The 14,396-nt window shown below is 70.2% G+C and carries 7 protein-coding genes; 5 read left to right on the forward strand and 2 right to left on the reverse strand.

Going from position 1 to position 14,396, the window contains the following annotated elements:
• Nucleotides 1–123 precede the first annotated feature (123 nt).
• The 5 genes from ACTWPT_RS50120 to ACTWPT_RS50140 are packed head-to-tail and all read left to right on the forward strand — an operon-like array spanning nt 124 to nt 10,640.
• Nucleotides 124–1,494 carry an acyltransferase domain-containing protein gene (locus tag ACTWPT_RS50120; protein WP_443184638.1) on the forward strand — a complete coding sequence of 457 codons (1,371 nt, stop codon included), beginning with the start codon at nt 124–126 and terminating at the stop codon, nt 1,492–1,494.
• Nucleotides 1,491–4,424: an SDR family oxidoreductase gene (locus ACTWPT_RS50125; RefSeq protein WP_443184639.1), complete on the forward strand. Its 2,934-nt coding sequence runs from the start codon at nt 1,491–1,493 to the stop codon at nt 4,422–4,424. Before ACTWPT_RS50120 ends, ACTWPT_RS50125 begins: the two co-directional genes overlap by 4 nt.
• The gene (locus ACTWPT_RS50130; RefSeq protein WP_443184640.1) at nt 4,421–6,961 is read left to right on the forward strand and encodes a KR domain-containing protein; all 2,541 of its coding nucleotides are present in this window, start codon (nt 4,421–4,423) and stop codon (nt 6,959–6,961) included. Before ACTWPT_RS50125 ends, ACTWPT_RS50130 begins: the two co-directional genes overlap by 4 nt.
• Entirely contained in the window at nt 6,958–8,292 is a 1,335-nt protein-coding gene (locus ACTWPT_RS50135) for a cytochrome P450 (protein WP_443184641.1), read from the forward strand. Before ACTWPT_RS50130 ends, ACTWPT_RS50135 begins: the two co-directional genes overlap by 4 nt.
• On the forward strand, nt 8,289–10,640 hold the full coding sequence (locus tag ACTWPT_RS50140; RefSeq protein ID WP_443184642.1) for an SDR family NAD(P)-dependent oxidoreductase: 2,352 nt from the start codon (nt 8,289–8,291) through the stop codon (nt 10,638–10,640). Before ACTWPT_RS50135 ends, ACTWPT_RS50140 begins: the two co-directional genes overlap by 4 nt.
• Before the next feature lie 395 nt (nt 10,641–11,035).
• Here ACTWPT_RS50140 and ACTWPT_RS50145 read toward each other — a convergent pair whose 3' ends face one another.
• Both ACTWPT_RS50145 and ACTWPT_RS50150 read right to left on the reverse strand, forming a co-directional pair.
• A complete protein-coding gene (locus tag ACTWPT_RS50145) occupies nt 11,036–11,806 on the reverse strand; it encodes an ABC transporter ATP-binding protein (protein ID WP_443184643.1) in 771 nt (256 codons plus the stop codon).
• Nucleotides 11,807–11,818: 12 nt separating this feature from the next.
• Complete coding sequence (locus tag ACTWPT_RS50150) at nt 11,819–14,212, reverse strand: FtsX-like permease family protein (protein ID WP_443184644.1); 2,394 nt, start codon at nt 14,210–14,212, stop codon at nt 11,819–11,821.
• Nucleotides 14,213–14,396: the final 184 nt, after the last annotated feature.

Genomic DNA, 14,396 nt, shown 5'->3' on the forward strand with positions numbered 1-14,396 from the left:
TGTGCGGCGTGTCACGGCCGCGGTTATCGTCGAACACGTCAATCCCCCGCACGCGCCTTTTCACACCGGGGATCCAAGGGGCGCCGAATTCGCCCAGCCGCCGTGCTCGGGAAAGGGGACCCAATGCTGAGCACTGTTGAAATCGTGGTAGGTCTTTTCCCAGGTCAGGGTGCCTATGTTCAGGACGCTCTGCACTGGTTGAAATCCCGTGGAGATGCCGCGGCCGCTGCGGTCGAAACCATTGACGCCGTGGCCACAGGAATACTGGGCAAAGGGTTGGAACGCGCCTTTTCCGGTGATTCCGCGGACCAATTGCTCGATGAGGCGCCGGACGTGTTGCAGCTGGCGGTGTTCGCCACTTCGGTCGCCGCCTTCCGCGCGCTCCGCGAGGAAGGGGCGCGGTTCAGCGTGCTGGTCGGGCACAGTCTCGGCGAGATCGCCGCGCTGGTCGCCGGCGGCGCGCTGGACGTCGCCGAGGGCGCGGAGATCCTCTGCCACCGGATCACCGCGCTGCGCGAGCACGACAGCAGCGGCGGCGGCTTGCTGGCGCTGGGCTGCGCGACGGAGCGCACCCGGCAGATCCTGGACCTGCTGCCGACCTCCGGCGCGGTGATCGCCGTAGACAACGGACCGGAGCAGACGGTGGTCGCGGGGCCCGCTGACGCGCTGCGGCGCACGGCCGCGATCGCCACCGCCATCGGCCTGTCCGCCACCCCGCTGCGCTCGCCGCATCCGTTCCACAGCCCGCTGCTCGCCGCGGCCAGGCAGGAGCTGGCCCGCAGGCTCACCGGGTACGACCGGCGCGGCCTCAGCGTGCCCGTCTTCTCGCCCATCCTGGGCCGCTACTACCGCGACTCGGACGACCTCGGCGAACTGCTCGCCTCCCACCTGGTCACGCCGGTGCGGTTCGGCGCCGCCGTGGAGCGGCTGCACGGCTCAGGCGCGGGAGTCTGGGTGGAGGTGGGCGCGGGGCGCGCTCTGACCTCCCGGGTCTCTTCCGCGCACCGGGCCGCGTCCGTGCACACTCCGCTGTTGCAGGGCGTGGACACGTTACGGGAGACGGGACGGTTCCTGGCTCCCGCCGCCACCGGACCCCGAACACACGCTCCCTCCGGTCACGCGCAGGAGGATGCCACGCGGGCCGTACCGGCGCAGGAGAGTGCCGCGCAGGCCGTACCAGCGCGGGAGAGCCATGTTCCGGAAGCGCCGGCTCAGCGAGCCCCGGCCGAGCTGTCGAGGGACGCGATCGCCGCACGCGTACGCGACCTCTACGCCACCACCCTGGAGTACCCCGAGGAGGTCTTCGAGGACCACGCCGAGCTGGAGGCCGATCTCGGCGTCGACTCGGTCAAGCGTGTGGAGCTCATGGGCAGGCTCGGCACGCTGTTCGAGCTGGGCCCGCGTCCCGACGACCTGCGGATGTCCGACTACCGGACGTTCGGCCAGGTGGTCGACTTCGTCGTGGACTCATTGGCCGGGGCGGGTGCGGCATGACGGCGTTCCGGGGAAGGGTGGCCCTCGTCACGGGCGGCGCGGGCAGCGTGGGCGCGCACATCGTGCGCTCGCTCGCCGAGGCGGGCGCCACGGTCGTGCTCAACTGCTTCCACTCCTACGACGCGGCCAAGGCGCTGGCGGCCGAGCTGGGCGGCGGCGTCCGGGTGATCAGGGCATCGGTGGCCAGGCAGGAGCAGGTGCGCCGGATGTTCGACGAGGTGGCCTCGACGTACGGGCGGCTGGACCTGCTGGTCAACAACGCCGCCGCGGGCACGTTCGTCGGCTGGGACGAGCTGACCGAGGAGCATCTGGACCAGGCGTACGAGACCAACGTCAAGGGCGCGTTGTGGTGCGCCCGTGCCGCCCGCTCGCTGCTGGCACGCTCGGACGCGGGCTGCGTGGTGAACGTCTCCTCGGTCGGGGCGGCATACGCGCCGGCCAGCTACCTGCCGGTAGGGCTGTCCAAGGCGGCGCTTGAGGCACTTACCCGCTACCTGGCCGCCGAGTTCGCGGGGGACGGGATCCGGGTGAACACCGCCTCCGCCGGACTGCTGGACAACCCGGTCGGCCGGAGCTTCCCCGGGTTCGAGTCGATGAGCGCGAACACCGTGGCCGCCACCCCGATGGGCCGCCTGGCCACCCCGGCCGACCTGGCGAACCTGGTGATGCTGCTGGCCTCACCTGGCGCGGGCTGGGTCACGGGCCAGACGGTGGTGGCGGACGGCGGCATGTCGCTGCAGCGCCGCGCACTGTCGCCGGACCCGCCCCCACCCGCCAAAGCAGCGCCGAAGCCGGGGACGGCCCAGAGCGTTGACCCGGTGGACCCGAAGGCCCAGGACGTGGACCCGATCGCGGTGGTCGGCATGGGGCTGGCCGTGCCGGGAGCCAGCGACCCTGACACGTTCTGGCAACTGCTCACCCAAGGCGCCGACCTGTTCGTGGACGTCCCGCCCGACCGCTGGCCGATCGCGAGCTTCCACAACGACGACCCGCGCGCGCCCGACAAGACCTACCAGCGCCGCTCCGGCTTCATCACCGGCTTCACCCCGCACCCGCGGCTGGCCGCCGAACATCCGGACGACGGGCTCGACTTCACCACCCTGTGGCTGCGGCACAGCGTCCATCAGGCGCTGGAGGGGGTGGCCAGGCGGGACGGCGACCGTTACACCGCCTGCTTCGGCTATACCCCGGACGGCAGCCAGCACCTCCAGGAGGCGCTGGTCAACCAGGAGCTCGGCGGACCCGCCGTGCTGCCGCACGGCGACGCCACGCGATCGGAGCCGTTCCCGCACCGGATCGGCGCCAACGCGATCGACGGCCTGCTCCCGGCGGGCACGCCGCTGCTCATGGTGGACACGGCGTGCTCGTCCTCCCTCTACGCGATCGATCTCGGGCTGCGCGACCTCCTCGCGGGCAGGGCGGAGATCGCCGTGTGCGGTGGGGCGTTCGCGCTGGCTCCGGGCGGCTCGGTGCTGTTCTCCAAGCTTTACGGCCTGTCGCGGAGCGGCGAGGTCCGCGCGCTGGACAGGAGCGCCGACGGCGTGCTGTTCTCCGACGGCGCGGGCGTGGTCGTGCTGAAGCGGCTGTCCAGGGCGCTGGCCGACGGCGACACCGTGCACGGGCTCGTCGCGGGCGTCGGGCTGTCGGCCGACGGCAAGGGCAAGGCGATCTACGCGCCGTCCAGCGCGGGCCAGGAGCTGGCCGTGGCCAGGGCCTTGGACAAGTCAGGCATCGGCGCCGCCGAGGTCGACTGGGTGATCGCACACGCGACCGGGACGCCGGCGGGCGACGAGGCGGAGTTCCTGAGCCTGCGCGCGGCCTACGCCGGAACGGACCCGGTCCAGGTGACCTCGAACAAGTCCCTGATCGGCCACACCGGCTGGGCGGCGGGGGTGGTGTCGCTCATCCACGCCCTCCTGGGACTGAGGCACGGGGTGATCCCCGCCCAGCACCGGTTCTCGGCCGCGCCGGACAGCTTCGCCCTGGAGTCGTCCAACCTGCGCATCCCCACCCGGCCCGTGTCGTGGCCGCCCCGGCCGGACGGGCCGCGCACGGTCGCCGTGTCGGGGTTCGGCTTCGGCGGCACCAACGCACACCTGCTGGTCCAGGAGTACCGGCCGGGCCGTCCGGCCAAGGCGGGATACGGAGTCAGGAACGGCGAACCCATGGTGATCGTCGGCTGGTCGGCGCATGTGCCGGGCGCCGAGGACAACGAGCAGGTCGCCGAGTGGGCGCGGGGACGACACATTCTGCCGGGATCGTTCGGCGACGGCTATCCGAGCCCTCCGTTCGCCCGGCTGCGGCTGCCCGCCTCGACGATCCGGGCCACCGACCGCACCCAACTCATGATCATCGAATGCATGCAGCGGCTGGAGCCGAGGATCCGCGACTTCTGCGGGCGGCACAGCCGTACGACCGGCGTGGTCGTGGGCCACACGGGGCCCACGCGGAACGCGGTCCTGTACGCCGTGCGCGCCCACCTGGACGAGCTCGACCGGCTGGCGGGCCCGCGGGCGCGGGAGCTGCGCGAGCGCGTGACGGCGCTGATCGCCCAGCCGGACGAGGATTCGTTCCCCGGCGAGATGCCCAACGTCATCGCCGCGCGCCTGTGCGGCTACTTCGACCTGCGCGGGCTCAACATCGCCGTGGACGGCGGCCGGGCCTCGCTGGCCGACGCCTTCGACATGGCGGGGCGTTACCTGGACTTCGGCGACGTGGACGTGGCGCTGGTCGCGGGCAGCAACGGCAACAGCCTGAGGTCGTGGGCCGAGGTGCTCGGTGGCGGGCCGATCGGCGAGGGGTCGTTCCTGTTCGCGGTCACCAGGAAGTCGCTGGCTTTGGCGGAAGGGCTGCCGGTGCTGGCCGAGGTGTCCGTCGAGGCGGTCGCCGAGGAGAGGCTGCCCGAGCGCAGACTGGAGGCCACGGCATGACGCGGGCCAACCTGCTGGGGGCACAGGGCGCGCGCGAGCTGATCGCGTTCCTGGAGGGCGGCGACCACGCGGGCGGCGCGGCGATCGAGCTCCGGTCCGATCCTGCGGCGAGAACGCGGCTGATCCGCCTGACCAGGCTGCGAAGGGCCGCCCACCTGCTGGACCGCCACGTGTTCGAGCTGGCGCCCGACCCGCGCCGTCCGGTCCGCTCGGCTCCGCCCGCGATCCCTCGGGACGCGCTCGTGCTCACCAACTCACCGACGTTCCGGGCGGGCGTGGACGACGGGGTCTCCGGGCACGTACGGGTGATAGTGGACGCCACCGACCCCCGCCTGCGCGAAGCTCGCTGGTCGGAGCCGGTCGGCGAGTTGCTCGACCTGCACGAGCGGACGTTCCTGGCGGCCAAGGACTGCGCCGCGCACCTGGACGGCGGCTCGTTCGTGGTGAGCGTCGTGGGCGGCGTGACGGAGGCGGGCGTGCCGCTGCCCTTCACCGGGCTGTTCACGGGCCTGGTCAAGAGCCTGGCGCTGGAGTTCCCCGGCGCGGACGTGCTGGCCACCGTGCACACGGACGTGCCGCTCGACGAGGTGCTGGCCACGGTGAGCGCCGAGCTGGGCGCCCGGCAGCTCATCCCGGTGACCTATCACGCAGGCGGTCGCAGGCTCGCCCCGCGGGCGGTGCCGGCCCCTGCCACGCCGGCCGACGTTCCGCCGCTCAACGAGGACTCCCTGGTTGTGGCCGCCGGAGGGGCGCGGGGCATCGGCGCGCCGATCCTGGAGGCGCTGGCCGCGCGATACCGCCCGCGCCTGGTGATCCTGGGCAGCTCCGAGCTCCCCGACGACGCCGACGAGACGCCCGACCGCAGTGCGTACATCAGAACCCTGTTGAAGCAGGGGGTCGGCGTGCCGGAGGCGAACGCCAGATTCGACCGGCTGGGCGAGGCGCGGCAGGTGCGGCGCACGCTGGCCGGGCTGGAACGGCTGTGCGGACCGGGACGCGTCCGCTACCTGCGCTGCGACCTGCGGGACGGCGACGCGGTCGAGCGGGCCATGGCCGCCGTGGACGGCCCGATCGACCTGCTGCTCAACATCGCGGGGACGAACAGGGCCGCCGGCGTCACCGCCAAGTCCGTCGCCGACTTCCGCGCGGTGCGCGACCTCAAGGTCCGTACCTACCTGAACCTGAGGGAGGCACTACGCGAGCGGGCGCCACGCCTGTGGTGCAACTTCGGCTCGTTCATCGGGCTGACCGGTCAGCGCGGCGAGACCGACTACGGCGCCGCCAACGACTTCCTCAACACGACCGCGATGAACGCCGAGGGCGAGTTCACCATCGGGTGGACGCTCTGGCGCGACATCGGGCTCGGCGCGACCCCGCTGATGCGCGACTTCCTGGAGGGCAGCGGCGAGTTCACCCCAACGCCGACCGAGGAGGGCGTCGAGCACTTCATGGCCGAGCTGGCCGCCGCGCCGAACGGGCCGGACGCGTCGAACGGGCCGGTCACGGTGTTTTTCGGGGACAAGGAGCGGGCCGCGATCAGGGCCGCCGTGCCCGAGTTCCTGGAGTTCTCGGCGGGCCCGAGGCGGGCGCTGCCGTTCGTCGACAGGGTGCTCCGCCGCGACGCCGTGGAACTGGTGGCCGAGCGTACGTTCTCCATGGAACGGGACGGATACCTCGATCTCCACCAGGTCCGTGGATATCCCACACTGCCCGGCACGTTCGTCCCGGAGCTGGCCGCGCAGGCCGCCGTGTCCCTGGTGCCAGGCCGGGTGCCGGTGGTCTTCGAGGACCTGCGGCTGGAGTCGTTCCTGCGGATCTACCGGAAGGACCGGCCGGAGGTGAAGCGGCTCACCGCCAGGCTGCTGCGGAGCGACGAGCGCGAGTCGGTGGTGGCCGTACGGGTGCTGGGAGACGTGGTGGCCCCGAACGGCGTCACGGTCGCCCGCGACAAGACGCACTTCTCGGTCACCGTACGGCTGCGGGACGCCCCGCTGCCCGGCCCGGCGTGGACGCACTGGGACGAGCACGGGAGCAGGCCGCTGCGCGACCCGTACCACGTGCCTGGATCCGACGTGCTGCTGCGCGAGGTGTTCCGGTCCACCACGGACACCCGGACCCACCCGATGGGACGGCGCGGCCGGCTCGCGCTCGACGCGCCCGCGCTACGCCGCTGGTTCCCCGACCTGCTGGTCCCCTCCGTGACGCTGGACGGCCTGGTGCGCGTGGCCGTGCTGGAGCGGGTGTCGGGCCGCTGGACGCCCGTCGCGATCCCCCGCTCGATCCGGCGCATCGACCTGTACGGCGGGCACACCGATCTGACGCTCGCCGCGCTGACCGAGCCGGTGGAGCTGTACGTCACCCCGGTCGATCTCGATCTGGAGGACCCCGAGCCGGACAACCGGGCCATCGCGGTCGCGTCGAGCGGCGAGGTGCTGCTGCAGGTGAAGGACATCATCGGCGCCATCGTCGGCTACGTGGACCAGGAGACCGGCGAGTACGTCGAAAGAGAGCGATTCGACCGCGAGGAGCGAGCATGAACGGCGAAGGGACCTGCCCGGTCGCCCACGGCCCGCGAGGGCTGCCGGTGATCGGCGACGCCATCCCGTACTTCAAGGATCCGCTGGCCTACACCCTGCGCATGCAGGAGCGCGACTCGCTGGTGTCGGTGCAGTTGCCCATCCCGTTCGTTCAGGTCACCGAGCCTGAGGCGATCGAGCGGGTGCTGCGCACCAATCCGGACAACTACCAGCGCGGCACTCTGTACCAGGGGTTCTTCGGCATGATGGGGTCCGGCCTGCTGACGCTGGACACCGACGGGTGGCGCGGGCCACGCAAGGCGGTGCAGCCCGCCTTCACCCCGCAGCGGGTGAACGACAACGCCCGCGAGGCGGTCGCCGCGACGGAGGCGGTGCTGCGGCGCTGGTCGGAGCACGCGGCCTCGGGCGCGGTCGTGGACGTCGCGCCCGAGCTGATGGACGTGTCCGCGCACGTCATGGGCATGGCGCTGATCGGCCGGGACCTGTCGGGCACCGACTACTCCCGGGCCGCCGCGATCGCCAACAAGGTCATCTACACCAGCACGATCAAGGGCGTGCCCTCCCTGATCCCGTCCTTCGTGCCGACGCGCTACCACCGCGAACGCAAGTGGTCGAACCGGGTGCTCGACGACATCATCCGCCAGGTGATCGACTCGCGGAGGGCTGGCGGTGACCACGGCGCGGACGCCGCCGGTCTGCTGCTGGCGGCCGGGCTGTCCGACACGGAGATCTCGGACAACCTCCGCACGCTGCTGCTTGCCGGCTCTGACACCACCGGCCAGGCGCTGGCCTGGACCATGTACGAGCTGGCCAAGCACCCGCAGGCGCGGCGTGCCGTCGAGCGCGAGGTGGACGAGGTGCTGGTCGAAGGACCGCCCACCCCGGAACGGCTGGGCGAGCTGCCGCAGACCACGGCCGCGGTGAACGAGGCGCTGCGCCTGCATCCGCCGGTCTGGCAGTTCCCCCGGGACGCCGTAGAGCCGGACAACCTGGCCGGGCGTGACGTCCCGGCGGGGACGACGGTCCTGCTCAGCGTGTACGGCACGCACCGCTCCCCCGAGCATTGGACGGATCCGGAGGCCTACGACCCGCAGCGCTTCCTGGACGACGGCCAGGACAAACGGCACAAGCACGCCTTCCTGCCGTTCGGGGGCGGGCGGCGGATGTGCATCGGGAAGGGGCTGGCGATGGCGACGCTGGTGACCGCGGTGGCCATGCTGTCGCAGCGGTACCGGCTGCGGCTGTCCGGGACGCGCGAGGTGCGCAGCGGCCACTACATCACGCTGTTCCCCAGCAGCGGGATCCCGGCGGTCGTGCGGGAGCGGGCGTGACGGCTGGCACACCGGTCCGGCCGCAAGCGGGCGTGACGGCTGGCGCACCGGTCCGGCCGCATCTGGTGTCCTTCGAGACCGGCTCGTTCGTGCGGCCCGTGCGGCGGATGGTGTGGGAGCCGGTCCCGCACCCGCTCCCCCAGCCGTCCCTGGTGGAGCGGCGGCTGCTGGTCATCGGCTCGGACGCGGAGCTGGCCGGGAAGGTGGCGAGCGGCCTAGGGGCGGATCTGTGCGCGCCCGGCCACGAGCCGGAGCGCGACGACTGGGACGGGATCGTCGACCTGAACGTCACCGGCATCCCGTACCGGCTCGACGGCGTCGAATGGCAGGACGCGCTGGCCAGGACGACGCGGATGGTGCAGCGCAGGTACGGCTCCTGGCGGGCTGAGTCGCGCGCCGACCGCTGCTGCTATGTCGCGGTCACCGCGATGGGCGGGCTGATGGGCTACCACGACGGGCCGATCGACTCGCCGCTGGGCGGGATCTGGGCGGGGTTCGCCAAATGCCTGCCCCGCGAGCTGCCGAACCTCGCGGTAAAGGTGCTGGACGTCGACTCCACCGACCCGGACGGGCTCGCCGGGCTGCTGGCGGCCGAGCTGTCGGCCTGGGACCTGTTCGAGATCGGCTACCGGCGGGGAGTGCGCCACGCGCTCACCGCGCTGCCGAGCCCGGAGCCCCCGCCGCGTCTGGACCTGGACTCCGGTGACGTGGTGCTGATCTCCGGGGGCGCGCGCGGCGTCGGCTTCGCGCTGGCCCGCGGACTGGCCGAGCGGTTCGGCTGCCGCGTCGTGGTGACAGGGCGCGACGAGCTGCCCGCCGCGGACTGGCTCAGCATGCCGGACGACCGCTACGCCGCTCTCCGCCGCGCCAGGATCGCCGCCGCCCGCACCGCCGACGAGCTGCGGAAGGTGCGCGCGACGCTCAAGCGCGAGTCCGAGCTGCGACAGGTCGGCGTGAACCTGGCCGCCGCCGAGCGTGACGGCCTGCGCATCGCCTACGAGCCGTGCGACTGCGTACGGCAGGACCAGGTGGACGCCCTGTTCGCCCGCATCCCAGCGCCGAGCGTAGTGGTGCACAACGCAGGCATCGACCTGCCCACCAGGCTCGACAGGAAGACCCCCGAGGAGGTCGTGCGCACGGTCGAGGTGAAGGTGTCGGGGTTCACATCCCTGACCCGGGCGGTGCTCGCCGCGCCGGAGCGGAGAGCGGCGCTCAAGGTCTTCTGCAACGTGGGGTCGCTGGCCGGGCGCATGGGCGGCATGATCGGGCAGATCGACTACGCGGCGGGCAACGAGGCGCTGCCCAGGCTGGGGTTCTGGGCGCGCAACACGTACGGGCTGCCGACGCAGACGCTGTGCTGGCCGACGTGGGAGCGGCTCGGGGTGATCGCCAACTACGACGCGGCGGTCCGGTACGTGTCCACCATCGACCCGGCCGAGGGGGTGCGCCGCTGGATCGACGAGCTGCGCTCCGGCGGCACCGGGGAGGTCATGTTCATCGGCCAGGTTGGTGGGGCGCTGGTGCCCACCCAATTGCGCGGGTTCTGGCTGTTCACCGGGCACCCCGATCTGCCCCGGCTGCACGGGCTCGCGCACTTCCTCGGCTCGGTCGAGGCGTTCGAGCCCTTCCGATCCCTTCGCAGCAGCGTGGTGCACACGGCCGGCGCCCATCCATGCCTGGCCGACTTCACCGTGGACGGGCGGCCGGCGCTGCCGGTGTCGGTGCTGGTGGAGCAGGCGTGCTCGGTCGCGGACTGGGTGGTGCCGCCCGGCTGGCCGCTCCAGCACCTGGCCTCGTTGCGCGACGTGGCGGTGCGGCCGTCGGCGTTGACGCTGGCCGAGAAGGGAAGCCGGTTCACCACGCTGGCGGTGGGCGAGACGACGGAGGAGGGGTGGAGCGTACGCGTCTCGGTCACCGCTGAGAACGGCGCGGTGGCCGGGTCGATGCGGCTGCTCTACCAGCCGTCGCCACCCGCGCCTCCTGTCCCGCCTCCTGCCCCGCCTCCTGCCCTGACTCGGGAGACAGCCTCAGGTGGCGGGCGGCTGGACTGGTCCGGGCTGGTGCTCGGGACAGGAGATCTGCGGCTGCCCACCGTGACGGCCGCCGACCTGTGGACGACTCCGTTCCCGCCCGTCCACGGGATCGCGCCCGCCGCGCTGGAGGCCGCCGTACGCGCGACCGGGCCGGTGACCGGTGACCTCGTCACGATCGCACGGATCGTCCCGTGGCCCGGGGCGCAGCACGTGGACGAACTGCTTCCCGCCGACGGGGGCTGGATCGGGGTCAGGGCGGGCAGGCAGGTGCTGTCCATCGAGAACGTGGCGGCCCCGTCGGACGCCCTCGCGTAGGGAGGCCCTTGACGGGGTGGTGACCGGCCTCGACGTCGACCAGGCCGACATCAGCGAGCTGGAGGCACGCGGTCTGACCAGCGTGGTCGACGACTACAAGGGCTGGGACCTGTACGACGTCGCCGCGCTGCGCGCCATCCCCGAGCGGCTGGCCGTCCTGACGGAGATCATCTCCGAGCGGGTGGCCTGGCTGGCCAGCTCCCTGACCCCGCGCGTCGGCGGCCACGCGCTTTCGGCCCGTCTCGGGAGCGGGTCACAGGTGGAGCGCCCGCAGGGGCGAAGCCCGAGACGAACGACCTTGAACCGCAGTGGAGGTCATTGCGGCCGGGCAGGCGCGATGGGCACCGGCCAGCGCGGTGGTGTACGCGGGCCAGCAGGCCGCCTGCGACGCCTGCTTAGAAGCCCAGCTCCCTCAGCCACGCAAGGAGATCGTCCTCGCGTTGCATCGCCTGCACTCTGCTCCATTTCCCCAGCTCACGGGAGTCGATCAGCAGGCCGTCCTTGAGGTAGATCACGCGGTCGGCTCGAGCGGCACATGCGGGGTCGTGCGTCACCATGACGAGGGTCGTTCCCTCGCTGTGCACGTCCGTGAGCGCATCCATGACCTCGACCGTCATGCTGCTGTTCAATGCGCCAGTCGGCTCGTCCGCGAACAGGATGGACGGTTCGCAGGCCAGTGCCCTGCAGAGAGAGGCCCGCTGCAGCTGGCCCCCTGAGACCTGGGTGGTGCCGTGCTGCCCCACATGGGCGATCCCGAATCGCTCCATGAGCTTGTCGACGCGGGCGATCGCGATTTCCTTCTCCTTGGGTGCCGCTTTCAGGGCGGGCAGGAGAATATTATCGCGGATCGTCAGATTGTTCAGAAAATACGCCTGCTGGAAGATGAATCCCATCCTTGTCAGCCGGACGCGGCTCATCTCCGTATCGCTCAGCGAGGTCAGATCCCGTCCTTCCAGGAAAACATTCCCACTCGTTGGGCGGTCCATTCCGCTGATGTTGTAGAGCAGTGTCGACTTCCCGGAACCGGAAGCTCCCATCACGACGAGGAACTCACCCTTCTTGACGGACAGGACGATTCCGTTGAGGACCTGGGTTGGCGGATCAGTGGAGTAGTACGTTTTGCTCAGGTCCTTGGATTCCAGCGTGACCTGGTCATTGTGTGACATGAGTGCTCCTGTTCATCCTTTGAGCCACCAGCTCTTGTCGACAGAGCGAAGCCGCGCGGTGAGAGCCACGGCGCCGAGGCATCCGGCAGCGATCAGAATCAGCGGGTAGGCCACATAGACGAGCAACAGGTTCGGAAGGAACGCGAGATTCGAGATCCCCAATCCCGCGAATGAGAAGAAGAAGCCGACGAGGGATTCTCCGGCCGTGGCCGCGAAAACAAGACCGAGCACGGTCCCGGCGACCACGGAAAGGAGGGTCTTGCCCCGCACTTGTGCGATGATTTCGCCTGCCGAGAAGCCGAGGGCGGACAGGACTCCCATCTTTCCTCGATCTCTCGTCAGACGCAGTTTGAGGAACAGGCTCGTGATGAGCACCGCGACGCCGATCCCGAAGGTGAAGGACAGGACTGCAGCCGACCGGAAGGCGTCTGTCACGTACGACAGCGTCTGCTGGACGTACTCCCGCATCGGAATCACGGCCGCAGCCGGAAAGCGCCCACTGTAATCAGCCGCGACGGCAGCTGGGTCTGCCCCGTCGGCCACGTTCGCGTAGATCACGTAGCCGACCGCGCCGGTCGTCGTCTCACCCTGCATCTTGGCGGTGTATCCACCGCTGGTGACGTCCTGATAGATGCCGCTGACGACAACCGTGGTCGACTCGCCGCCGTGGCGAATGGTCAGCTCGTCCCCGGTCGAGAGCCGGTACTTGTCCGCGTTCAAGACAGACAGCGCGATCTGCCCGGGTTCGGGTCGCTCGCCCCGCAGGAACTCGACCGTGTCACTGGAATAGTCACCCACTTCGACTCGCAGGGTCTCCCACCCTTCCCCTTGGGTCTCGTACAGCACGTTGGCGAACGCGCGCACATCCGTCAGCCGGCGATCGCCCTGCATGCTCGAGAGGACGTCCTCACGTACGGTGTCGACGTCATCCGAGAACTGCAGATCAGCGCGCACGTCACTCTCTGAAGCCCCCATGTACGTGACGAAGCGGGGGCTCTCGAACGTGCTGAGCAGATTCATCGGGAGCGTCATGAGGACGCCGGCGAGGAAGAAGACGATGGGGATCAAAACCCATTGCCCTGCCTCGGCTCGGAGGTCCACAAGGGCCAGGCGCCTACCGATGCTTCGGCCGCGATACGAGGCGAGGCTGGTTCGCCGAGCTCGCCTGGCCCGCCGCTTGGTGCGGCGGGCGGTCTGCCGCTCATCCAGCATGCTGCCGTGAACCACGGCGTTCACGACCTGGATCTTCTTGATCCCGCTGAGGACACCGCGGCAGATGGCGACGACGAACAGATAGACGAGCACCAGCGCGACCACAGGCACCAGGATCGTCGTGACGCTGGGCTGCGCCTCGGCGTAATTCGCCTGGATTCCGCGCGTCAGGAGATTCGTTGCGATGACGGACAGGACGCCACCGACGATGCACGCGAGGAAGGTCATGACGCGGTACTTCGCCAGATACAGGCGGGCGATCACCTTGTGGGGAAGGCCGATGGCCTTCATCGCGCCGATCTCGCGGACTTCTTCCTCCAGTGTTCCGCGGATCACGAAGCGCAGGTTGAGGAGGGCGATCACGATGAGGAGGAGGCTCACGAACACCAGGACCACTGCCATCAGGCCATCGCTGAACGCATTGATGATGCGGATCATCTGAAAGGTGACCGCCTGGCCGTTCTTCGGCAGGGCCTCATCGGACTCGTACGCGCGCTGGAATTCGGATATCAAGGACGAGTCGGCCAGCCGATACTCGGCGATGATCTCGGGCGCGCCGCCGCCGGCTCGCTCCAGCTCCTGGAAGCCTTCGTCGGAGACCAGGAACCGGGTGGCGGAGGACAGCGATGACGCCATCTGCGAATCGCGTACGAACCCTTGGATGCGGAAGTCCCGGATCCCGGCGTCCGTCCTGATCGCGAGCTCGTCGCCGGCCCGAAGGCCGAATCTCTGCTGGTAGGCGACCGGGACATAGACCTCGCCTTGAGAGGGGCGCGGAATCGCCCCGCTCTCGTCGATCAGAAAATCGAACTCCTCGTTCTGCGTCACGAAGAGGTTGTCGATCAAGCTTTCGGCGAAATCACCTGCCTCACCTGTCACCGGACGGTGCCAGGCGATGGCGGCGCCGTCGAAGCCAAGGATCTCTTCGACCAGCCACGCATCGATCTCCGGATGCGCCGAGGCAAACCGGGCCAGCGCATCCGGATCGTGATCACCCTTGTGCATCTGCAGAAAGTGCGGCGGCTTCGCCTCATCGAAGAGCTGATCGACCGATCCGACCACACGCTCCATCACCATGGACCCGGTGGCCATCAAGAATGCACTGAGGGCCAGAACCACCCCGAGCGCCACATTGACGCCCTTGTTCTTGATCAGATCGTTGTACGCGCACCGGAAATACAAAGAGTCCTTCATCGCATTTCCTCACTGATTCCCGGTTCGCCGCTCCAAGTGAGCCTCGTCACTCGTGCGCTCATCGCCCTCACCGTAGACAGCCCCATCGGGGCCCGTCGCCGTTAAATGGGACGATCCAGGGAGAGGTCAGGGCGATCCCTGAGGGCGGGCTCGGGGGTGATCCCGAGGAGGCCCGTCAGACGGG

The organism is Nonomuraea sp. 3N208 (assembly GCF_052245935.1).
Lineage (GTDB): Bacteria > Actinomycetota > Actinomycetes > Streptosporangiales > Streptosporangiaceae > Nonomuraea.

Bases quoted from the DNA above. Each gene is read 5' to 3' on its own strand.
- ACTWPT_RS50120 (WP_443184638.1), top strand. From the start codon at position 124: ATGCTGAGCACTGTTGAAATCGTGGTAGGTCTTTTCCCAGGTCAGGGT.
- ACTWPT_RS50125 (WP_443184639.1), top strand. From the start codon at position 1,491: ATGACGGCGTTCCGGGGAAGGGTGGCCCTCGTCACGGGCGGCGCGGGC.
- ACTWPT_RS50130 (WP_443184640.1), top strand. From the start codon at position 4,421: ATGACGCGGGCCAACCTGCTGGGGGCACAGGGCGCGCGCGAGCTGATC.
- ACTWPT_RS50135 (WP_443184641.1), top strand. From the start codon at position 6,958: ATGAACGGCGAAGGGACCTGCCCGGTCGCCCACGGCCCGCGAGGGCTG.
- ACTWPT_RS50145 (WP_443184643.1), bottom strand. From the start codon at position 11,806: ATGTCACACAATGACCAGGTCACGCTGGAATCCAAGGACCTGAGCAAA.
- ACTWPT_RS50150 (WP_443184644.1), bottom strand. From the start codon at position 14,212: ATGAAGGACTCTTTGTATTTCCGGTGCGCGTACAACGATCTGATCAAG.